This window comes from Bacteroides sp. D2, assembly GCF_025147085.1.
In the GTDB taxonomy this organism is placed as follows: Bacteria; Bacteroidota; Bacteroidia; order Bacteroidales; family Bacteroidaceae; genus Bacteroides.
The window spans coordinates 2,466,515-2,488,164 of record NZ_CP102261.1; the positions used below are offsets into that span (position 1 = coordinate 2,466,515).

General features: G+C 43.2%; 18 protein-coding genes. 9 read left to right on the plus strand and 9 right to left on the minus strand.

All coding sequences use genetic code 11. The annotated features are described in order from the left end of the window. Nucleotides 1-49: 49 nt before the first annotated feature. The 4 genes from NQ505_RS08550 to NQ505_RS08565 all read right to left on the minus strand — a co-directional run bounded on the left by NQ505_RS08550 (nucleotide 50) and on the right by NQ505_RS08565 (nucleotide 5,592). The gene (locus NQ505_RS08550) at nucleotides 50-997 is read right to left on the minus strand and encodes a riboflavin biosynthesis protein RibF (RefSeq protein ID WP_009000207.1); all 948 of its coding nucleotides are present in this window, start codon (nucleotides 995-997) and stop codon (nucleotides 50-52) included. A 10-nt stretch (nucleotides 998-1,007) separates the two neighbouring features. Beyond that, nucleotides 1,008-1,631 (minus strand): HAD family hydrolase, encoded by a 624-nt coding sequence (locus NQ505_RS08555; protein ID WP_009000206.1) that lies wholly within the window; start codon nucleotides 1,629-1,631, stop codon nucleotides 1,008-1,010. Then, nucleotides 1,621-4,326, minus strand: a complete 2,706-nt coding sequence (locus tag NQ505_RS08560) for a calcium-translocating P-type ATPase, PMCA-type (RefSeq protein ID WP_009000205.1) — start codon at nucleotides 4,324-4,326, stop codon at nucleotides 1,621-1,623. Before NQ505_RS08560 ends, NQ505_RS08555 begins: the two co-directional genes overlap by 11 nt. Nucleotides 4,327-4,416: 90 nt before the next feature. Then, the gene (locus tag NQ505_RS08565; RefSeq protein WP_050547481.1) at nucleotides 4,417-5,592 is read right to left on the minus strand and encodes a sensor histidine kinase; all 1,176 of its coding nucleotides are present in this window, start codon (nucleotides 5,590-5,592) and stop codon (nucleotides 4,417-4,419) included. 222 nt (nucleotides 5,593-5,814) lie between these two features. On the opposite strand from NQ505_RS08565, the gene rd reads away from it, so the two are divergent. Both rd and NQ505_RS08575 read left to right on the plus strand, forming a co-directional pair. After that, nucleotides 5,815-5,979: a rubredoxin gene (gene rd / locus NQ505_RS08570; protein WP_004306971.1), complete on the plus strand. Its 165-nt coding sequence runs from the start codon at nucleotides 5,815-5,817 to the stop codon at nucleotides 5,977-5,979. Nucleotides 5,980-6,094: 115 nt separating this feature from the next. Beyond that, nucleotides 6,095-6,817: a hypothetical protein gene (locus NQ505_RS08575; protein ID WP_009000203.1), complete on the plus strand. Its 723-nt coding sequence runs from the start codon at nucleotides 6,095-6,097 to the stop codon at nucleotides 6,815-6,817. Nucleotides 6,818-6,906: 89 nt separating this feature from the next. Here the strand turns inward: NQ505_RS08575 and NQ505_RS08580 are convergent, their stop codons facing one another. Continuing rightward, nucleotides 6,907-8,604, minus strand: a complete 1,698-nt coding sequence (locus NQ505_RS08580; RefSeq protein WP_009000202.1) for a Na/Pi cotransporter family protein — start codon at nucleotides 8,602-8,604, stop codon at nucleotides 6,907-6,909. A gap of 82 nt (nucleotides 8,605-8,686) precedes the next feature. Between NQ505_RS08580 and NQ505_RS08585 the strand changes: the two genes are divergently transcribed. Both NQ505_RS08585 and NQ505_RS08590 read left to right on the plus strand, forming a co-directional pair. After that, nucleotides 8,687-10,360, plus strand: a complete 1,674-nt coding sequence (locus NQ505_RS08585) for a nucleoside kinase (RefSeq protein WP_009000201.1) — start codon at nucleotides 8,687-8,689, stop codon at nucleotides 10,358-10,360. 217 nt (nucleotides 10,361-10,577) lie between these two features. After that, entirely contained in the window at nucleotides 10,578-10,979 is a 402-nt protein-coding gene (locus NQ505_RS08590) for a hypothetical protein (RefSeq protein WP_009000200.1), read from the plus strand. A gap of 4 nt (nucleotides 10,980-10,983) precedes the next feature. Here the strand turns inward: NQ505_RS08590 and NQ505_RS08595 are convergent, their stop codons facing one another. Then, on the minus strand, nucleotides 10,984-12,294 hold the full coding sequence (locus NQ505_RS08595) for an acetylxylan esterase (protein WP_009000199.1): 1,311 nt from the start codon (nucleotides 12,292-12,294) through the stop codon (nucleotides 10,984-10,986). Nucleotides 12,295-12,508: 214 nt separating this feature from the next. After that, a complete protein-coding gene (locus tag NQ505_RS08600; protein WP_009000198.1) occupies nucleotides 12,509-13,882 on the minus strand; it encodes an aminopeptidase P family protein in 1,374 nt (457 codons plus the stop codon). A 138-nt stretch (nucleotides 13,883-14,020) separates the two neighbouring features. Here NQ505_RS08600 and rpoN point away from each other — a divergent pair, with 138 nt between their 5' ends. The 5 genes from rpoN (at nucleotide 14,021) to NQ505_RS08625 (ending at nucleotide 19,088) form a co-directional block, all read left to right on the plus strand. After that, complete coding sequence (rpoN, locus tag NQ505_RS08605; protein WP_009000197.1) at nucleotides 14,021-15,508, plus strand: RNA polymerase factor sigma-54; 1,488 nt, start codon at nucleotides 14,021-14,023, stop codon at nucleotides 15,506-15,508. Between the two features lie 56 nt (nucleotides 15,509-15,564). Continuing rightward, nucleotides 15,565-16,236, plus strand: coding sequence for a phosphatase PAP2 family protein (locus NQ505_RS08610; RefSeq protein ID WP_009000196.1), 672 nt, complete (start codon nucleotides 15,565-15,567; stop codon nucleotides 16,234-16,236). 29 nt (nucleotides 16,237-16,265) lie between these two features. Next, nucleotides 16,266-16,646, plus strand: coding sequence for a glycine cleavage system protein GcvH (gene gcvH / locus NQ505_RS08615; RefSeq protein ID WP_009000195.1), 381 nt, complete (start codon nucleotides 16,266-16,268; stop codon nucleotides 16,644-16,646). Nucleotides 16,647-16,737: 91 nt separating this feature from the next. Then, nucleotides 16,738-17,247 (plus strand): 5-(carboxyamino)imidazole ribonucleotide mutase, encoded by a 510-nt coding sequence (gene purE / locus NQ505_RS08620; RefSeq protein ID WP_004296231.1) that lies wholly within the window; start codon nucleotides 16,738-16,740, stop codon nucleotides 17,245-17,247. Continuing rightward, nucleotides 17,247-19,088, plus strand: a complete 1,842-nt coding sequence (locus NQ505_RS08625) for a 4-hydroxy-3-methylbut-2-en-1-yl diphosphate synthase (protein WP_009000194.1) — start codon at nucleotides 17,247-17,249, stop codon at nucleotides 19,086-19,088. The genes purE and NQ505_RS08625 overlap by 1 nt, the downstream gene beginning before the upstream one ends. Before the next feature lie 92 nt (nucleotides 19,089-19,180). Here the strand turns inward: NQ505_RS08625 and NQ505_RS08630 are convergent, their stop codons facing one another. Together NQ505_RS08630 and NQ505_RS08635 are read right to left on the minus strand one after the other, a co-directional pair. After that, nucleotides 19,181-21,229 (minus strand): hypothetical protein, encoded by a 2,049-nt coding sequence (locus NQ505_RS08630; protein ID WP_410492473.1) that lies wholly within the window; start codon nucleotides 21,227-21,229, stop codon nucleotides 19,181-19,183. A gap of 4 nt (nucleotides 21,230-21,233) precedes the next feature. Next, nucleotides 21,234-21,647 (minus strand): CBM35 domain-containing protein, encoded by a 414-nt coding sequence (locus NQ505_RS08635; protein WP_032853769.1) that lies wholly within the window; start codon nucleotides 21,645-21,647, stop codon nucleotides 21,234-21,236. Between the last annotated feature and the right edge of the window lie 3 nt (nucleotides 21,648-21,650).

A 21,650-nucleotide genomic window follows, 5' to 3' on the forward strand; every position in this document is an offset into this window, starting at 1 on the left:
TAGCTATTACCACCAAAGAGATGCTCATAAATGACTTTTGCATAAGAATCTATTTTTTAAGAATTGTTTCTGTCTCTTCAGCATCCTTATGGAGCTGTGTTATTAACTCGTCGATACTGGAGAATTTCAGTTCGGGACGTGTCCGTTTAACAAAAGTAAGCCGGATGAATTTATCATATATGTCAGAATGGAAGTGGAGGATATTCACCTCAATCGTCCGGTTCGGACCATTGTCTATCGTCGGGCGGACACCTATATTCAGCATCCCCATATACGTTTCTCCGTCAAATGTTACCCATACGGCATATACGCCATCGGCAGGAATCAGTTTATCGGGATCATCCACCCGTAAATTGGCTGTTGGGAAACCTATCTTTCTGCCTACCTGATAGCCGCCTACTACGATCCCGTCAAGGAAATATTCATATTTCAGACAATGGGCGGCCAGGCTAACTTCTCCTTCATGAAGAAGTTTACGGATCAGGGAAGAGCTCACCGGAATGTTGGGCTCGTTCCCTATTTTTATATTGCTGGTATACGCTTTGGCGCGAATCACTTCTATGCCAATTTCTTTTCCATAACGTACATAATCCTCGAAGCCTTCGCTGCGGTTATGTCCGAAACGATGGTCATAGCCGATAACCAGATATTTTACCTGATAACGTTCTTTTAGCAACTGTGTCATAAACTCCCGGGCAGTGAGCCGGGAAATTTCCGGAGTGAAATCAAGCATCAGGCAGTAGTCTACCCCGATGTCTGCAAGCAGACTTATTTTTTCTTCGGGGGTAGTCAGAAGTTCCGGACGATACTCCGCATTCATCACTTTTCGGGGATGAACGGGAAAAGTAACCAATGCAGAGCGTAGACCTTTGGCGGCGGCTATCTCTTTCACTTGCTGAATCAGATAGCGATGTCCTGCATGTACTCCATCAAAGAAACCGATGGTAGCTACGCAGGGTTCCGGGGTAATTGCCGATGTGTCACGTATAATCTGCATATCTCTAAAATTATTTGAGGTTGAAAAGATGGCTCCAGTCTTCGCCTGCTTTCGCTGTATAGGTAGAAATTCCTAAATTTTGGGCTGTCTTACAGTTCATTTCAGAGTCATCAATAAAAAGCGTTTCTTTCGGCTCGATACCGGCATCCTCTATGATTGCCTTGAATATCTCCGGTTCGGGCTTGGCCATTTTCATTTCAAAAGAGAGATACGTTTTTTCAAAATAATCTTCCACCTTAAAGGTGCGGTAAGGAAACAAATGAGCGCATGTCCATTCCCAATGAATTTGGTTGGTATTGCTCAATAAATAGACGACATATTTCTCACGTAATTTTAATAATAAATCCAGTTTTTGTGTGGGTATATCTACCAGAAAGCTATTCCAGGCTGCATCTATTTGTTTGTCGCTAATTGCTTTGCCTATCATTTTACGAACTCCGTCGCGGAATTCGGCAGATGTAATCAATCCTTTTTCCTGTTGCATCAGGAGTCCGTCCTGGTTCTGGATATCCAGCAATTCATCCACGTTTTTGAGCCCTAACTTCTGAAAGTGCTCAATGCAACGTTGGCGGTCGAGATTGATAAGTACACCACCTAAATCAATAAGAAGGTTTTTTATTCCTTTACTTTTCATTTCTGTCTTTTTTGTGAATAATACGTTGAACAAGGCGAACAAGTTCTCCAACCCATAACACCGTGGACGAAACGCCTATAATAAGAAGCCAGGTTTGCCAGTCGAGCGGTTCCGTGCGGAATACGGCTCCACCGAACTGTACAATGAGGAATTGTCCGGCAAGAATAGCCAGTACAATAAGCTCCATCCCGTACGATTTGGAAAGTCCCTTGAATGCCGAATCGGTAGTACCGAATACACGGGCATTGAACAGATTCCAGAATTGCAGCATGACAAAGAAGGTGAAGAAAATAGTCAGGTTGTGTACATTCATTCCTTGCGTGCTGTGGTCGAAATAATAAATCATTCCGAGCAGTACGATGAGGAAGATAGAGCCCACGCCTATTATATTAGCCCGCATTGCCTTACTGATAATAAAATCGGTACTGCGACGAGGTTTCTCAAGCATCACCGTTTCGCTGGGTGGAATGGAGGCAAGAGCCAAAGCGGCAAAAGTATCCATAATCAGGTTCACCCATAACATTTGTGTTACAGTCAGCGGAAGTTCCGTACCGATTACGGAGCCTAGCAGAACGATAAGCAATGCCACAAAGTTGATCGTTAGCTGGAAAACGATGAAACGCTGGATATTTTTATACAGTGAACGTCCCCACATAACAGCGGTTCCGATACTGTTGAAGGAGTCATCGAGCAATGTAATATCACTGGCTTCTTTAGCTACAGAAGTACCTGTACCCATTGACAAACCTACTTGAGCATGATTCAAAGCCGGGGCATCATTCGTTCCGTCTCCGGTTACCGCTACCACTGCTCCTTTTTGTTGAAGCAGTTGTACCAGACGTTGTTTGTCTGTCGGACGGGCGCGAGACATGATTTTTAAGTCCATCACTCTGTCCAGTGCTTCTTCATCGCTCAATTCGGCAAATGCAACACCGGTGATTCGATTTCGTTCCGTATCAGTTTCAGGGTTCCAAAGACCTATCTGGCGTGCGATTTCCGTGGCAGTTCCCGGAGTGTCACCGGTCACGATTTTGATACCGATACCTGCAGACTGGCATTTCGCAACCGCAGCAGGTACATCCGGACGAATCGGGTCGGAGATGGCAACCACTCCCAAGAAATTGAGGTCGTTGGCTGAAACAAGTTCCGTGCAATCGTTCGGCTCATTTTCTCCGACAATCTTGAATGCAAATCCAAGTGTACGCATAGCCATATTCTGATAGCTCAACAGTTGTGCTTCCACTGTAGAACGATACTCTACCGCATCCACTTGCCGTCCATCCAGAACAACTTCTTTACACTTACCCAAAACAATTTCAGGAGCTCCTTTTATATAAAGTATTTTTTTGCCGATCAATGGAGATTCAACAAGAGTCGCCATGAATTTCCGTTCGGTAGAGAAGGTGAGTTGATCGAGAACATGAGCTTGTTCGCGGAGTTGCAGGTAATCTCTTCCCTGTTTGTTAAGCCAGAGCAATAAAGCCACTTCGGTTGGATTTCCTACGCCTTTGGGTTTTTCTCCATTGGTTGATTCTTCAAGGAAAGCTGTTGAATTGGCGCTGATTCCTTCTGCGATAAGTGCGCTGATATCGTCATCAGACAAGTCACTGCCATTTTTGATACCATAGAAATTGGGTTCGTGCACTTGCATCAGATTTTGAGTCAGTGTACCGGTTTTATCCGTACAAATCACGGTGATGGCTCCCATTGTTTCGCAAGCATGCATTTTCCGCACCAGATTGTTGGTGGAAAGCATACGACGCATGTTCAATGCCAGACTAAGCGTGACACTCATTGGCAATCCTTCAGGTACAGCTACTACAATCAGCGTAACTGCCATCATAAAATATTTCAGTGTCCGTTCGAAAACCGGAAGCCACTCATGCCATCCGTTCAGCGAACTGAAATCAAAATATAGTACTACATCTTTCACAAAGAAAATAAGGAAAGCCAGACCGGCAACGGTGAAACCGATCTTTCCGATCAGATTTGCGAGTTTGGTGAGCTGTATGTTCAGCGGGGTGGGTTCGAGGTTATCCTCTGTACTCTGTCGGGCTACTTTTCCGATTTCAGTAGCATCTCCCACATGCAGCACGCGCATGCTACCATGTCCATCCACCACTGTAGTGCCACGCATCACCAGATTGGAGGCATAAGTGGCTTCTTCATCAAAATCAGCTTCCACGGTAGTTTTATTAATAACAGGTTCTCCGGTCAAGTTGGATTCGTTCACTTGCAGAGAGATAGCTTCCAGCAACTCTCCATCAGCGGGAATTTCTTCACCTGTTTCCAGAATGACGATATCACCTACCACTATGTCTTTACGAGGGATTTCCTGTACGCGTCCGTTTCGGACCACTTTTACCAGGGTTTCTTCATTGACCGCATTCAGCAGATCGAACTTCTTACTGGCATCATATTCGAAGAAGAAACCGATTCCGGTAGCCAATAAGATAGCGGCTATAATTCCGATTGTTTCGGCATATTCGTTTTCGATGATGGAGATGATTAATGAGAAAGCGGCTGCTACTAATAATACACGGACAACCGGGTCTTCAAATTTTTCCAGATAAAGTTTCCAGAGAGAAGGACGCTTGGGGGGCGTTAACAGGTTAATACCATTTTTCTCCCTGCTTTGTAGGACTTCGTCATCAGTAAGTCCTAAATGATAATAGTCATTTTTATTTGTACTCATGCAGATACATGCGTTTAGTTTGAACCGCAAAAATACAACATAAAATTGTGATAGAATGTTTAATTAAAACTTTTTATGAAGTCGTTTTTGTTAGCGTGGTTTACCACATGACCGGTAAGGAATTGTAAACCAGAATGTAGAGCCTTCACCTTCTACGGAATCCGCCCCGATTTGACCGCCAAGTTTGGCGACAATAGTTTGAGATATGGAAAGTCCCAGTCCGGCTCCTTTTTTATCTTTATTCAGTTTCACGAAGCGCTCGAATACATCCGGTAATTTCTCTGCTGGAATTCCGGCTCCGGTATCCTTGACATAAAAGTAAAGCTCGGTGTTCCTAGCTTCATAGCCGAGGCGGATGCTACCTTCATGGGTGAACTTAATGGCGTTGCCGGCAAAGTTTGAAAGCACTTGTGCCACCCGGTTCCGATCTGTTTGAATCATGCAGGAAGAACAGGATGGTTCCGCTATAATTTGTATCTTTCCTCCGGCGTCATTAACCCTCATTTGAAAAAGTTGTTGTAAATCTGAAAGTAACTGGTTGACGTCAACCGTTGTCTGTACAAATTCCAATGTTCCGGCTTCGATTTTTGACATATCGAGAATGTCGTTGACCAGTTGCATCAGGAGGTCGGCATTCATTTTTATGATTTCTTGATATTGAGCCTTTTCCTCTTCTGTTGTTGCGCTGCCTAATACCTCTGCAAATCCGGTAATAGCATTGAGAGGGGTACGGATTTCATGGCTCATGTTGGCTAAAAAGGCAGAGTTTGAAATATCGGCTTTTTCTGCTTTTTCTTTGGCTAGTTGTAGTTCCTTTTCAGCTTGTTTTCGGCGGGTAACATCGTGTACGGTGATTACCATGTTCTCTTCTTCATTCAGAAGGAAGTAAGAACCGGATATGACTGCATCACATTCCACGGTAGTATTATCAGACGTAACTACGGATAAAGTGGCTTCAAGATCCGTGAAGTTTCGTCTCTGTTCGAAAGCTTGGCGTATGGCGGTACGTATCGGGCAAGAACCACAGAAACTATGTGTGCCGCAACCTCCTTCGGCTGCCAATGCATTGCGACATTGCAACAAGTCGCCCACTCTTTTCTCTTCTGTTCCTTTTCTGGTTCCGGTTTTTTGGTAATAGTTGGTCTTCAGTACCTTGAAATCATTGTCTATTAATAGGATAAAGGCATGCACATTTTTCAAGATGGCACCGGCGATATGGCTGGTACGTTCCAACTTTCTGGATTCACGGAACAATCGTTGTTGCATCCGCAGGCATTTCCTACGTTCCCATAAAAAACTGATTAGTAGGACTGCGCATAAAATTATTAAGGTAGACAATAGTGCTATAAGCATAGTATAATATTGTTGTTTTAGCTTGATAATATGACTACAAAGATAGTTTTTTTCTTTAGTTTAAAAATAGTGTTGAACAAATATCTTGCTATTTGTGTTATATTATTTAGAAAACCAATTAAAAATACGAACGTTATGAAAAAGTACATTTGCACGGTCTGTGAATATATTTACGACCCCGAACAAGGAGATCCGGAAAGTGGAATTGAACCGGGAACAGCATTTGAAGATATTCCTGATGATTGGACTTGTCCATTATGTGGAGTCGGAAAAGAAGACTTTGAACCGTACGAAGGATAAAACCAAGAGAGAGATTTATTAAGAGGAGAATGACTGGGTGTATAAATATATACCCGGTCATTTTTTATTTTTATGGTTGGAAATTATTCTGCTGATTATAAATGTGATATCTTTGATGCAAAAAACGGAAGTTATGTATAATAGAGCAACCGTCATAACCGATCTAAGGTATCTATCATACCCTGTAATCTTTGTATTATTGATATTCAGCCTTTTGATGGCTGGTTGTAGCGACGATGAGAATGAAGAGCAACCTCCTGCTCCGGATGTTCCGGATTATAGCACGCTTGTAGTAAAAGATATACAGAATATACCTGCGGACTTCACATTTGACCGGGTTGAGGTGAAAGTGACGGGTGTTGATTGGCAAGTGATTGAGACTCTTAGCTTTCCTTATGAGAACGGGCAAATAGTAATGACACTTCCCACTAGTTTTCCTTCGGAAAAGCTTCAGACAGTAGACCGGCGTAATGGTATGGGTGGTTACTGGACCGGAACCTCAGATGATGCGGACGCTCTTGTGGCGACGTTAGGAGATTTCTTTGTTTTTAATGGAGATAAAAGGGTGGGGCGAATTGCTATTTCCAACTGGTCAGGTAAAGGGTCTTCTGCCGGAAAAGCTACATTGGTGAGTTATCAGTATGCCGACCGTCCTTTTACATTGACAGGCAGTGACAAATCATACTATTATAGTAACTGCTCTTTTAATAAGGGATGGAATATTTTTGCCAATATAAATCCGGCCTCGGAAGGCGGGACTGCAAAAGTGCTTCGTACAACTACTGTTCCGGAATCTACATTGTTCTGGCGTTTGGCTGAATCATACGTATATAATTGATTTTATAAAAGATACTATTAGATATAAAAAGGAGAATCAGGTATGTATTGATACTACTGATTCTCCTTTTTTATTCTTTATTTTATCTGTTAAGAAGCTCTTTTCTCTTTCACATCACTGCTGGCTTCTACTACATTCACTACATAGTCACCAAGTTTCTCGCATTCGGCGATAATATCCATGTAGTAAACTCCCATCTGATAATCATATTCTTTGTTGTTCACATCCAGAATATTCTGATTCTTCAGTTGGTTACGATAATTATTAATTTCGTTTTCGATGTTGAAGGATTTGTTGATGTCAATGCTCTGATGCTCCGGTTTTTCTACTACCACAATCATTTGGGCAAGTGCATCGTTAGTCAACTTCATCATGAAATGAATATGCTCATATTGTTTCTCGGTAAAGTCTTGATTAGTCTGACGTTTCCGGTTGATGGTACGTGCCAGATTATAGCAGCTGTCGCCAATACTTTCAATTTCTGTCACTTCACGCAACATGGCGCGTATCTGTAACTTACTTTCAGAACTCAAACGGCCTTCGGATACCTGATTCAGGTAGTTGGCTATTTCAAGTTCCATATTGTCGCTGATATTTTCATATTTCTCTATCCGGCTGAACAGCTTATTGAAATCGTCATCCTTTTCCGTATGCAACAGATCCTGCACCATGCCGAACATCCGGTGGGTACGTTCTGCGAAAAGATGGATTTCCTTACGTGCCTGAAGGATAGAAAGTTCAGCAGTGGAAAGCATACCACCAGTGATAAACCGCAGGCGAGGTTCTTCGTCTTCTTCTTTCGGATGAATTAAAGCGCATACGGTACGCTCAATCAGTTTCACACCCCAAATCAGGATACAGACGTTGCAGATATTGAAGATAGAGTGGAAAGCAGATAGCTTGTAGGAAATAGCAACCTCTGGATTACTGCTTTGAAAGAAGGTGTCTACTACCCAGTTTACTAGATCCATGAAAGGATGGAAGACAATCAATACCCAAATGACCCCAAACACGTTAAAAACAAAATGGGCCAATGCTGCCCGCTTAGCCTGTGTGTTGGCTGTAAGTGCGGCAAGATTGGCCGTGATTGTAGTTCCGATGTTCTCTCCTAATACAAGTGCTGCTCCCAGTTCCAGACTAATCCAGCCGTTGGCACACATAATTAATGTGATTGCCATGGTGGCTGCTGAGGCCTGCACAATCATGGTCAGTATGGTACCGATGAGCAAAAACAGAATAATGGAGAAGAATCCCATATCTGTGTAGTTCTGTACGAAGGCGAGCATTTCCGGGTTGGCATTGAGGTCGGGGGCGTTTGCTTTTAAATAAGAGAGCCCCATGAAAAGGAAAGAAAAACCGAAAATGAATTCACCGATGGACTTGCGGTTGCTTTTGCCGGAGAAGATAAGCGGAAGGGCGATGGCTAGAAGTGGAAGAGCAAAGGCAGCCATGTCGACCTTAAATCCGAAAATTGAAATGATCCAGGCAGTTACAGTAGTACCGATATTGGCACCCATAATAACGCTGATGGATTCGGCAAGTGTAAGTAACCCGGCGTTCACGAAACTAACGACCATCACCGTCGTTGCTGAAGAAGACTGGATAAGGGCTGTAATCAACACTCCTGTTAGAACTCCCGTTACCCGGTTGGTGGTCATTGCCGTTAGAATACTTCGCAATCTATCACCCGCGACCTTTTGTAAGCCCTCGCTCATGATTTTCATTCCGTAGAGGAAGAGTCCCAATGAGCCTATGAGCTTTAAAAAATCATAAAAAGAATATTCCATCTATAATATTTTTAATGGTTATTTGTTCTCAATCTGATTATAAGTATATTAGTCCCAAATTATTCACCTTTTAACGAACTCGATGAAACAGATGTTACAAATATGTTGCAAAAATAACAATAATTCCAAAGAATTCCCTATCGGAAGCTCACTTTTGGATATTTATTACGGTTTTAATCTTAATTTTCCTTATCAAGTAGTGAGTGCCAAGGTCAATAATCGCTCCGAGGGACTTAATTTCAGAGTATATAATAATAAGGATGTAGAGTTTCTGGATGTGAGAGATCAGTCCGGTATGCGTACTTATGTCCGTTCGCTTTGTTTTGTCTTGTTTAAGGCTGTCACGGAACTCTTTCCTGAAGGAAAATTGTTTGTGGAACATCCTGTATCAAAAGGTTATTTCTGTAATTTGCGGATTGGACGCCCCATTGAGCTCGAAGATGTGACGCGTATCAAGCAACGGATGCAGGAGATCATTGCGGAAAATATTCCTTATCACCGCATTGAATGTCATACGGCGGAGGCGGTACGGGTTTTCAGCGAGCGGGGAATGAATGATAAAGTGAGGTTACTTGAAACTTCCGGTTCTCTTTATACCTATTATTATACGTTGGGTGATACTATTGATTATTATTATGGTAATCTGCTGCCCAGCACCGGATATCTTAAATTGTTCGATATTGTGAAGTATTATGACGGGTTGCTACTCCGAATTCCGAGCCGGGAAAACCCGAATATGCTCGAAGAGGTCGTGAAGCAGGAAAAAATGCTGGATGTCTTTAAAGAATATCTGAACTGGAGTTATATCATGGGGCTTAATAATGCCGGAGATTTTAATCTTGCCTGTGAAGAAGGACATGCCACTGACTTGATTAATGTGGCGGAAGCATTGCAGGAGAAAAAGATAGCACAGATAGCCGATACTATCTTCCATCGTGGTGAAAACGGCAACCGGGTAAAACTGGTATTGATTGCCGGACCGTCTTCTTCGGGAAAGACAACATTCAGCAAACGGCTTTCTATTCAGCTGATGACAAATGGCTTGAAGCCATTCCCGATCTCTTTGGATAATTATTTCGTAGACCGTGAGGAAACCCCTTTGGATGAAAACGGAAACTATGATTATGAATCACTTTATGCGCTCGATCTGGAATTGTTTAATCAACAGCTGCAGGCGCTTCTTCGTGGCGAGGAGGTGGAATTGCCCCGTTTTAATTTCTCTCTTGGCAAAAAGGAATATAAAGGTGATAAACTGAAAATAGAAGATAATACCATTCTGATTCTGGAAGGTATTCATGCCTTAAATCCGGAACTGACACCGCATATACCAGCCGAACGGAAATTCAAGATTTACGTTTCAGCATTGACCACTATTTCGTTGGATGACCATAACTGGATTCCAACTACTGACAACCGCTTGTTGCGCCGTATCATCCGCGACTTTAATTATCGGGGATATTCTGCACGTGAAACCATATCACGCTGGCCTAGTGTACGTGCCGGTGAAGACAAATGGATATTCCCTTATCAGGAGAATGCTGATGTCATGTTTAATTCAGCGCTGCTTTTTGAGTTTGCTGTACTTCGATTGCATGCCGAGCCTATTTTGATGGGTGTTCCGCGTAACTGTCCTGAATATTGCGAAGCCTACCGGTTGTTGAAGTTTATCAAATACTTTGTTCCGGTACAGGATAAGGAAATTCCGCCTACTTCTTTGTTGCGTGAATTTTTAGGAGGAAGCAGCTTTAAATATTAAGCAGAAAAATTAGGATATATTCGTGAATTGTGTTTCCTTTGCAGAAAATACAAATAAACCTTTTGTTGTAGTGAAGCAAGGGAACACAAAAATAAACAATATTTGAGTGATATTTAGGGAAAGAATGTTATGGTTGTTATGCAAAACTTTAAAATATTGAACCTTTGATTACTTTTGCTGTTAAGAAGGGACTACATGCAACAAAAAAAATGTGAATATGATTTTTTATAATAGTCTTTTAGCAAAGTGGTTCTTAGGAAAAGGGAAGAAACACTATTTTATGTTAGGCTGGTTTTTCTTTACCCGCTATAAATATCTGGAAGTCTGGGAAGATATGGAACTCCGAATTCATGCCAGACAGTATTGGGAATGTTTTTCTTTAACCCTGATACCAGCACTTATTTTATCGTTACTGTTTTCATGGTGGTGGATGGTGTTACCATTCGTGACTTATCACATACTTTATTGGTTTGAAAAGATCATCTGTTACCATTCTATCTTTAATTGGGAGGCGATGAAACATTGTGGCGATACGCTTTATCTCAGGAAGAGAAAAGCGTATGCCTGGAGGAAATGGTACGGGAAGAAAGATTTGCCCGCATCCAGATGGAATGATTAAAACTTCACTTTAAATGCTTCTTTATCCAAAGCAGATGTCCATACTCGGTATCGTTGGAAGTCCAATGCTCATTAATGGGAGTAATCAGTGCTTCTTTCGGACAGTTTAGTACATTGTATACGATGTAGCTGGTTGTCGGAGGACATACATCATCGTTGAATCCCCATGTCATATAGGTATCTGCTTTGATTAATTTCGCAAAGTTCACAACATCATAATAGGCCATTGTCTTTATTTTTTCAGGAGTATCCATATCTACCGAATTCCTGAAAAAATGAGGATATCCGCCGGCACGTCCGGCTTTATAGCCTGCCATGTCACTTAATGCAGGATGATTGGCGACACAGGCTGTCACCCGTTGATCCAGTCCCGCAGTGATTAATGCCAAGGCTCCTCCCTGGCTACCTCCTTGTGCTATTACGTTTTTACCATCCCACTCCGGTAGGGAAGTCAGGAAATCAATAGCGCGTACACAGGCCAGATATACTCGTTTCATATAATAATTGTCGCGGCTATCGAGTCCATTGGTTAAGTAGCCGTTCTCTCTGCCATTAAAAGCATTGCTGATTTCTTTGAATGCTTCGTCACTCATTTCCGGATGAAGGCCGTGTATCTCGATCTCAAAACGGATGCAGCCTTGCTCTGCATAATATTTGTGTCGCAGTGGTTCTTTGATTGTTTTGATTCCTGCTCCCGGAGGGCATAATACAACTGGAAATTTACCCTCTTTCTTTGGATAGAACAAATATCCGTAGACGCATTGCCCACGTTTGTTCAATTGCAGCTTTACGAGATAACAATCTATTTTATCGGTTGAGTACTTTTCTACATGTTCTTTGGTGTACGTTAGAGGAAATTCTTTTTGTTCCGCTTTCGCTTTTTCCCAGAATTCATTGAAATCGGAAGGCATGGTAGTGTACGGAAGAAGCTTTTCCGGTGAAAATCCAACTTTTACATGGTGTGAATAAGTCTTTCCATCCACGGTGGCTTTCAGTCGACAATCACGGAAGCCGGGTTCTTTCATTGTGCCGAGAGGAATTACGGCTTTGCCGTTTTTCAAAGTCACACTCCCTTTGGTGTCAGCGGTAGGCATCATGTCTCCTCCTATTTCATAGGTGACGGTTACGTTATCCCTGGGGATACCATATTTATAGAATTGTACTTCTACAGTTGCTTTTTCTCCCGTTTTATAGAGCCAGTCGGCATGGTTGGGAACTGTGACCCAAAGTACATCACTTTTATAAGGGTAGTTTTCGGCTACGGCAGATAACAAAGTTAGTGACAATAGCCATACGGATAAAAGTAGTCTCTTCATGGTGTTATTCATTGTTTTTATGGATTTGAAATAGTAAGTTGTTTTAATTCTGTTGCAATATTACGCAAGATTCGGGAAAAGGAGGGTAGAAAAAATGTGATTTTAGATGGACTATTTGGTACCCTGACAAAAAATAGCGGAAGTTTTTCACCAGGATGAAAAGCTTCCGCTATCGAACAGAAGAAAGGTTCTTCTTTTATCTGGATGGAACCTTTTATCTTAAAGCTTCCACTTCTTCCGGCGTCAAAGGTATTTTCTTACCCAGTCTGCGGGCACCGGTTTCTGTAATCAGATAATCTTCTTCATTGCGGATACCGCCGAAGTTCTTATAAGTTTCCACTACATCATAGTTAATGAAATCAGTGAATTTCTTTTCTGCTTTCCACATATCGATCAATTCCGGAATAAAGTAAATACCCGGTTCTACCGTATGTACGAATCCCGGCTCCAATGGGATGGCGAGGCGTTGCGATTTGCGACCGAACTGTGTGCTCTTCGGCTGGCCGTTGTAACCTACCCATATCTCTCCCAGATTCTCCATATCATGTACATCCAATCCCATCATGTGACCTAATCCGTGCGGATAGAACAACGCATGGGCACCTTCGCGTACAGCATCCTCGGTATTCCCTTTCATCAATCCGAGCGCCTTCATGCCATCCACCATGACGCGGGCCGACAGCTCATATACGTCCATATAAGGAATACCCGGACGGAGAGCCTTTACGGATTCCAGGTGCATGGCGTTCTGAATCTCGTATACTTCACGCTGACGGATAGTGAACTTCTTATCGGCAGGAATGGTAGATGACATATCACCCGCATAACCTGATTCTACTTCTGCACCGGCATCGATTAAGAACAAATCACCCGGTTTCACTTTATTTCCGTGATAATGATTGTGCAGAGTCTGCCCGTTGATAGTGGCAATTGTAGCGAATGAGAGCTGGCAGTTATTAGATTCGGCCACCCGATTCATTTCAGCTACCACTTCATATTCGTACATACCCGGACGAAGTACCTTCATGGCTGTAATATGCATATCGGCAGTTACATCGCAAGCCTTTTCTATTTCTACGATTTCTTCTGCAGATTTATAGTTGCGTTGAGCAATCACGGCACGGATGAATGGAACAGAACCTTCCTGATGTGCGGGAGGAATACCCAGCCAGTCCATCAGTTTCAGTTTATGTTCAGGACGGTAAGGAGGCAGATAGTGAACTGCTTTCCCTTTCTGTACACACTGATGGAGATAGCTTACAATGTCAGCAGACGGCATCAGATTTTTTACGCCTACACGTTCGCATTTTTCGTGTAATGTCGGCTGTGATCCCATCCATACGATTGCGTCGATAGACAACTCATCACCAAAGATAATTTCTTTGTCTTCATCTATATCAATAATAGCCGAAAGTCCGGCACATGAAAGTCCGAAATAATAAAGGAAAGTGGAATCCTGACGATAACGGAATGTGTTATCTTCGTAATTCAGTCCGCACTCGTCATTTCCGAGAAATAACAACACTCCGGAGCCTAAGTTCTTTTTTAGCAGGGCTCTCCGCTGCATATACGTTTCTTTGGCAAACATATTGTCCTAGTTTTTAAGTTCGTGCAACAAAGATAACGAATTTTGTGTTATAGGATTAAAAATTATCTCCCTAATCTGTGTAATCTCTCGTTAAAAAGTTACTTTTGTAGCGAGAAACAGTAGAAAGCAAAAACGAATATGGCACAAGGTTCCCGTCAAATACAATCTCAGGCGCAACAGCAGGTACAGACGCTCTCGCCCCAGCAGATTCTGGTCGTGAAACTGTTGGAGCTTCCCGCAGTAGAGTTGGAAGACCGTATCCATGCTGAACTGCTTGAAAATCCGGCACTTGAAGAAGGTAAAGAAGAGAGTGCTACGGATAATGAATATTCCGATACCGAGAATGCAGAGGATGGCATGGATAGCGATGCCAATGACTATGATTCTTTGAGTGACTATCTGACAGAAGACGATATTCCCGATTATAAATTGCAAGAGAACAACCGTTCGAAAGATGAACAGGCGGAGGATATTCCATTTTCCGACTCCACCTCTTTTTATGAAATCCTGAAAGAACAGTTGCGTGAACGCAACCTGACAGAGCACCAGTGTGACTTGGTGGAATACCTGATCGGTTCATTGGATGATGACGGATTGCTTCGCAAATCTTTGGAAAGTATCTGCGACGAACTGGCGATTTATGCCGGTATCGAATCGACCGAAGAAGAACTGGAAGAAGCATTGAACATCTTACAGGACTTCGATCCGGCAGGTATCGGTGCGCGTAGTCTTCAGGAATGTCTGTTGATACAGATTCGCCGGAAAAAAGAAGAAGAGAAAACTCCCAGTCCTATCTTGAATCTGGAAGAAAGGATTATCAGAGAATGTTACGAAGAATTCACCCGTAAACATTGGGAGAAGATTATAAAGAAACTGGATATTGATGAAGAGACTTTCCAGGAAACCATTACTGAAATAACCAAACTGAATCCACGTCCGGGAGCTTCTTTAGGAGAAGCAATCGGCAGGAATCTCCAGCAGATAGTTCCCGATTTTATGGTGGAAACGTATGATGACGGAACCATCAATGTAAGCCTCAATAACCGCAATGTTCCCGAACTCCGTATGAGTCGTGACTTCACGGAAATGGTGGAGGAGCATACAAAAAACAGGGCTAACCAGTCTAAGGAATCTAAAGAAGCGATGATGTTTCTGAAACAGAAAATGGATGCGGCACAAGGATTTATCGATGCTGTCCGTCAGCGTCAGAATACCTTGATGACTACCATGCAGGCGATTATCGACCTGCAACGTCCTTTCTTCTTGGAAGGAGATGAATCGCTATTGAAACCGATGATTCTGAAAGACGTGGCGGAACGTACGGGATTGGATATTTCGACAATCTCCCGTGTGAGTAACAGTAAATATGTACAGACGAATTACGGTATCTATCCGCTCAAATACTTTTTCAGCGACGGATATACTACAGAGGATGGCGAAGAGATGTCTGTCCGTGAGATTCGTAAGATCCTGAAAGAGTGTATTGAAGGCGAGGACAAGAAGAAACCCCTGACCGATGATGAATTGGCGGATATATTGAAAGAGAAAGGTTATCCCATTGCCCGCAGGACAGTAGCCAAATACCGTCAACAACTGAATATCCCCGTGGCGAGACTACGGAAATGAGAGTATAAAGTATTAAGTATAAAGTATTAAGTATAAAGTATTAAGTATTAGTGCTGATGGACAGAGAGAGAGAACATATCATAGCGGATAAGACGATGTTGCAGGTGGCGAGAGTCACTTCGATGGTCTTTACTCCATTTTCTATTCCGTTTTTATCGTTTCTGGTGTTATTCCTGTTTTCTTATCTTCGTATCATGCCGATACAATATAAGTTGATAGTGTTGGGAATCGTTTACTGCTTCACCATACTGACACCTACTATTACCATTTTCCTGTTTCGTAAAATCAATGGATTTGCCCGTCAGGAGTTGAGTGAACGCAAGAAACGTTATGTGCCTATTCTACTGACCATCATCTCGTATGTGTTCTGTCTGCTGATGATGCGTAAGCTGAATATCCCGTGGTATATGACTGGTATCATTCTTGCTTCCCTGGTAGTGTCTATCATTTGCATTGCAGTAAACCTCAAATGGAAGTTGAGCGAGCACATGGCAGGAATGGGCGGGGTGATTGGAGGCTTGATTTCTTTCAGCGCCTTGTTCGGTTACAATCCGGTCGTATGGCTATGCCTGTTTATTTTGATTGCCGGTATATTGGGCTCTGCACGCATTGTTCTGGGGCATCACACGCTGGGTGAGGTGCTTTCCGGTTTTGCTGTCGGTCTGATATGTGCCCTTTTGGTACTTCATCCGGTGAGTAACATCTTATTTCGAGTATTTTTATTTTAAAACAGTATAAATCCTAAAAACTAATCATCATGAACTTTCCACAGAATTTAAAGTACACGAACGAACACGAATGGATTCGCGTTGAAGGAGACATTGCATACGTTGGTATCACCGATTATGCACAGGAACAATTGGGCGATATTGTGTTCGTAGATATCCCGACTGTTGGTGAAACGTTGGAAGCCGGTGAAACTTTCGGAACGATTGAAGTAGTGAAAACTATTTCCGATCTTTTCCTGCCGATAGCAGGTGAGGTGCTCGAACAAAATGAAGCATTGGAAGAAAACCCGGAACTGGTTAATAAAGATCCCTATGGCGAAGGTTGGTTGATTAAAGTGAAGCCGGCTGATGTGAAAGCGGTAGAAGATCTGCTGGATGCTGAAGCCTATAAAGCCGTGGTAAACGGATAGTGCAAACAGAAATATAACTAATATAAGTTGAATGTAGCTGAACCCCCTCTCTTCGTGAAAGGGCTGTGAAGAGGCTTTTAATTTTTATTCTATGACTCCAATTGTAAGTATTATCATGGGCAGCACGTCCGACCTTCCTGTTATGGAGAAGGCTGCACAGCTGCTGAATGATATGCATGTACCGTTCGAAATGAACGCTCTTTCTGCTCACCGCACGCCCGAAGCTGTGGAAGAGTTTGCGAAGAATGCCCGCAACCGTGGCATTAAAGTAATTATCGCTGCTGCCGGAATGGCTGCCGCCCTTCCCGGTGTAATTGCGGCTAACACTACATTGCCGGTGATCGGAGTACCTGTAAAAGGTTCCGTGCTCGATGGTGTGGACGCACTTTATTCTATCATTCAGATGCCTCCGGGCATTCCTGTAGCAACGGTTGCCATCAACGGAGCGATGAATGCCGCTATCCTTGCCATCCAGATGCTGGCATTGAGCGATGAGAAACTGGCAGAAGCTTTTGCTGCTTACAAGGAAGGACTGAAAAAGAAAATCGTAAAAGCAAACGAAGAACTGAAAGAAGTGAAGTTTGAATATAAAACGAACTAATGGATCTATTCAATTATTTTCGAAGAGAAACCACAGAAGTAAATATTGGGGCTGTGCCGTTGGGCGGCCCCAATTCTATTCGTGTCCAGTCGATGACAAACACGTCTACGCAGGATACACAGGCTTGTGTGGAACAGGCGAAACGTATTGTTGATGCAGGTGGAGAGTATGTCCGCCTCACAACCCAGGGCATCAAAGAAGCCGAAAACCTGATGAACATTAATATCGGACTGCGTAGCCAGGGATATATGGTTCCGTTGGTTGCCGATGTGCATTTCAATCCGAAAGTGGCAGACGTGGCTGCTCAATACGCCGAAAAGGTGCGAATCAATCCGGGAAATTATGTAGATGCTGCGCGTACTTTTAAAAAACTGGAATATACAGACGAGGAGTATGCGCAGGAAATACAGAAAATCCATGACCGGTTTGTCCCGTTCCTGAATATCTGTAAAGAGAATCACACAGCTATCCGGATCGGAGTAAATCATGGCTCTCTGTCCGATCGTATCATGTCCCGTTATGGCGATACCCCCGCAGGGATGGTAGAGTCCTGCATGGAGTTTCTCCGTATCTGTGTAGAGGAAAACTTCACGGATGTGGTGATTTCTATCAAGGCTTCTAATACGGTAGTCATGGTAAAAACCGTCCGCCTGTTGGTAGACGTCATGGAAAAAGAAGGGATGGCTTTCCCATTACACCTCGGGGTGACAGAAGCCGGAGATGGAGAAGACGGACGTATCAAGTCCGCCCTTGGCATCGGTGCGCTGTTGAGTGACGGATTGGGAGATACTATTCGGGTATCTTTGAGCGAAGCTCCTGAAGCAGAAATTCCGGTGGCCCGTAAACTGGTGGATTATGTTCTGTTGAGGCAGGATCATCCTTATATTCCGGGATTGGAAGCACCGGAATTCAATTATCTGTCTCCCGAACGTCGCAAGACAAAAGCCGTCCGTAATATCGGAGGTGAACATGTACCTGTGGTTATTGCCGACCGCATGGACGGGAAGACAGAGGTAAACCCGCAATTCACACCGGACTATATTTACGCCGGAAGAACCTTGCCCGATCAACGGGAAGACGGAGTAGAATATATTCTTGATGCGGATGTATGGCAGGGAGAAGACGGAAGCTGGCCTGCATTCAATCATGCACAGCTGCCGTTAATGAGAGAATGCAATGCAGAGCTTAAATTCCTGTTTATGCCCTACATGGCACAAACGGATGAAGTGATAGCCTGTCTGAAACATCATCCGGAGGTAGTGATTGTCTCCCAAAGCAATCATCCGAACCGTTTGGGTGAGCACCGTGCACTGGTACATCAACTAATGACGGAAGGTTTACAAAATCCGGTTGTCTTCTTCCAGCATTATTCGGAAGATGATGCGGAGAATTTGCAGATAAAGTCCGCAGCCGATATGGGAGCCTTGATTTTTGACGGTCTTTGTGATGGCATCTTCCTGTTCAATCAGGGTAACTTGAGCCATGCCGTCGTTGATGCTACTGCTTTCGGAATCTTGCAGGCTGGACGTACCCGCACCTCCAAAACAGAATATATATCTTGTCCCGGTTGCGGCCGTACACTTTACGACTTGGAAAAGACTATTGCCCGTATCAAGGCAGCCACTTCACATTTGAAAGGGCTGAAGATCGGCATCATGGGATGTATTGTGAATGGTCCGGGTGAGATGGCAGATGCAGACTATGGCTATGTAGGAGCAGGACGGGGGAAAATCAGTCTCTATAAAGGCAAGGTGTGCGTAGAGAAAAATATTCCTGAAGAAGAAGCGGTAGAACGACTTCTGGAGTTTATCCGGACAGACCGGGAAGAAAACCAACAATGATATTGATTAGATATGGATTACACGGATGAATACGGATTTAGTTAAAATCAGGAGTAGGAATCCGCATAGTCCATATCTAAATAAAAGCCATTTTAGAAGGTAATATTTATATCTTTCCCATTCTCTGTGTGATATGTTTTCACGGGCTTTCCATTACGTAACACACAGGTCTTTATTTTATTTCCTTGTCGTTCAACGATAATATCAAACGGCGAAAATGCAAATGCCGAAACATTATTCAATCTCATCGAATTCCATTTATCAGGTAGTTGTGGACAGAGTGAGAATGAATTAAATCCTGTCGGACGAATACCAAAAATACCTTCGGTTACTATACGGCAATACAAAGCACTTTCGGCTGACAAATGCCGTTGGTTTCCTTCGGGCCAGGCCTCGATAGGATATGGAACATGTTCCCCAAGCAGGCGTTGCTGTGAGTAATATGCCATGTGTTCCATTGCCCTTTCCCTTGCTCCTGCGCTATACACTCCTCGTAGAGCGTAAAGAGTAGACCTGTCCCAGAAAGTATCTGTTCCGGCTTGCGTCAATAAGCCGTCTTTGCTCCACAAACGGGGAGAGAACAATGCTTCAACGGTTCCTGTCTTCTTTTCAAAGATCCCGACTGTCAGAGGGATAGCTATCCATGAACGTAAAATATCATTGCCTTCATAATAGCGGTAACTGTCGAAACCTTCTATATGGCTGCCAAAATAATTGTTTATATTATTTCTTAATACTTTCGCCTGCCGGGCATATTCTTTTGAAACAGAAGACTGCTTGCCAAGTTCTTTGGCAAGATAGTTTGCCGATACCAGAGCGTCATAATACAAACTTGATGTACAAAGGTTTGCGTTACCTGCAGGAAAGCGTCCTTCAAGTTCATCAGCATCTGAAGTCACAACTCCGGAAGCATTTATTTTTCTTTTGCAGTATTCCAGACACCACTCAATCAAGGGCCATAACTCTTGTGCTTCCTTTTTATTTGCTTTGGCTAGTGCATAACGGGCGGCCCCATAAGCTATCATCGCTGCATCGCCACGATCGCCAGCCCCGTTCCAGGTATCCTTCCCCTCGGCAATGATAGAGCTGGGTATGGGTTTGTAATCAGGATTCATGAAGCGGGCAAACAGCCTGAATGAGTTTAATGCGGACGCGTTTCCGGTATCATAACCCAGAAAGGGAAAGAAAGGATTGGCATACTCCGCTTGGTCATTCGCCCAAACAGCTGCATAATATGATTCTCCTCCGGGGCTGTGCATGAATCCTCCTTCGGTAGCAAAAATACTCTCTGCTGCTCTTACTTTAGCAAAAGCAAATGCAGTATTTACTACCGGATCAGGGGAGACAAAGCTAAGATTGTTCCATATCTTGTCGACAAAAGCCATTCGTTTATGTTCCTCGTCTGCCAGATCGACTATCAATTCATTCTCTCCTTTTTTATAAGCCTGAACAGAAGCATCGAAAGTCAATGATTCTTTAGGAGCAATAGTGTATAAACAGTCTTCCTTATTTTGTATAGACGTAACTATAGTGTATGATCCATCCACTCCTTTTGCTGGATCGGTTTTGTAAACGGCTTTTTGAAAAGGTACAATAACAGAAATCGGTTTCGATGAGATATTCTTGACCGTATAACGTTCACAAAGCATCGGTTTGTCTGTTGAAGGAAAGAATGATCTCGTAAGTTCGACTACAGGTACTGGCTCTCTACTGCGTGCCGTACCTGTATTCTGGTATCCAATAGCGAAAAGGCTTACTACCGTGAGTCGTCCGTCGATACATATCGATTTCACTTTTTCATTGTTGAGAGCCATACCATTAACCAACAACAAAGAGGCGTAATCAATTGCAAATCGTTGCATCAGGCTTGCATGTGTATTGTTGGGTATCGTTCGCAACATAGGCCATATCATTGAACGTTCCATCACAAATTGCCCATCGCCGTTTACGCCATAACGTAATACCGCTGAAACCTTTAAACCGCTCATTTCAATATGGTCATAATGGGGGAGCCGACTGTCTATCTGCCATTCTATCGCCCCACTATCCAGGATACGCCAGCGAGGTGTAGCATTAGCATAATCTGCAAGGCAGAACAATACAAAAAGCAATAAAACGATTTTCATCCTTTTGGTAAACATACTATTAGTCTATTTCTATATAATCGAGATAAAACTGTCCGTTATCACCAGCGTCCCGTTGAAAGGCTATTTGATTTATGCCGGCTGCCAACGATACCTGAACCATTTTTTCGCTCCAGTTGGATTGTTCCTGAAATCCAAGTTGAGATTGTTTTTGACCGTTGACATATAAGCTACACGTAGCTGTCCCTTTGGAATAGTTGTAGCCCATGACATGCAATGTATATGTACCGGCGGCATCAACCTCTACATCAAACTCAACACGTGCATTTACGTTTTCAAGTCCTTTGACATAAAAGCCTTCGACTTTAACATTCTGATTGTTATCGTCTTCTGTCTCACCCTCATTGCTACAACCTGTGCAAACCAGTAATAGGGCGAGAACTACAAACCATAAATATTGAGGGTATCTTTTCATAAT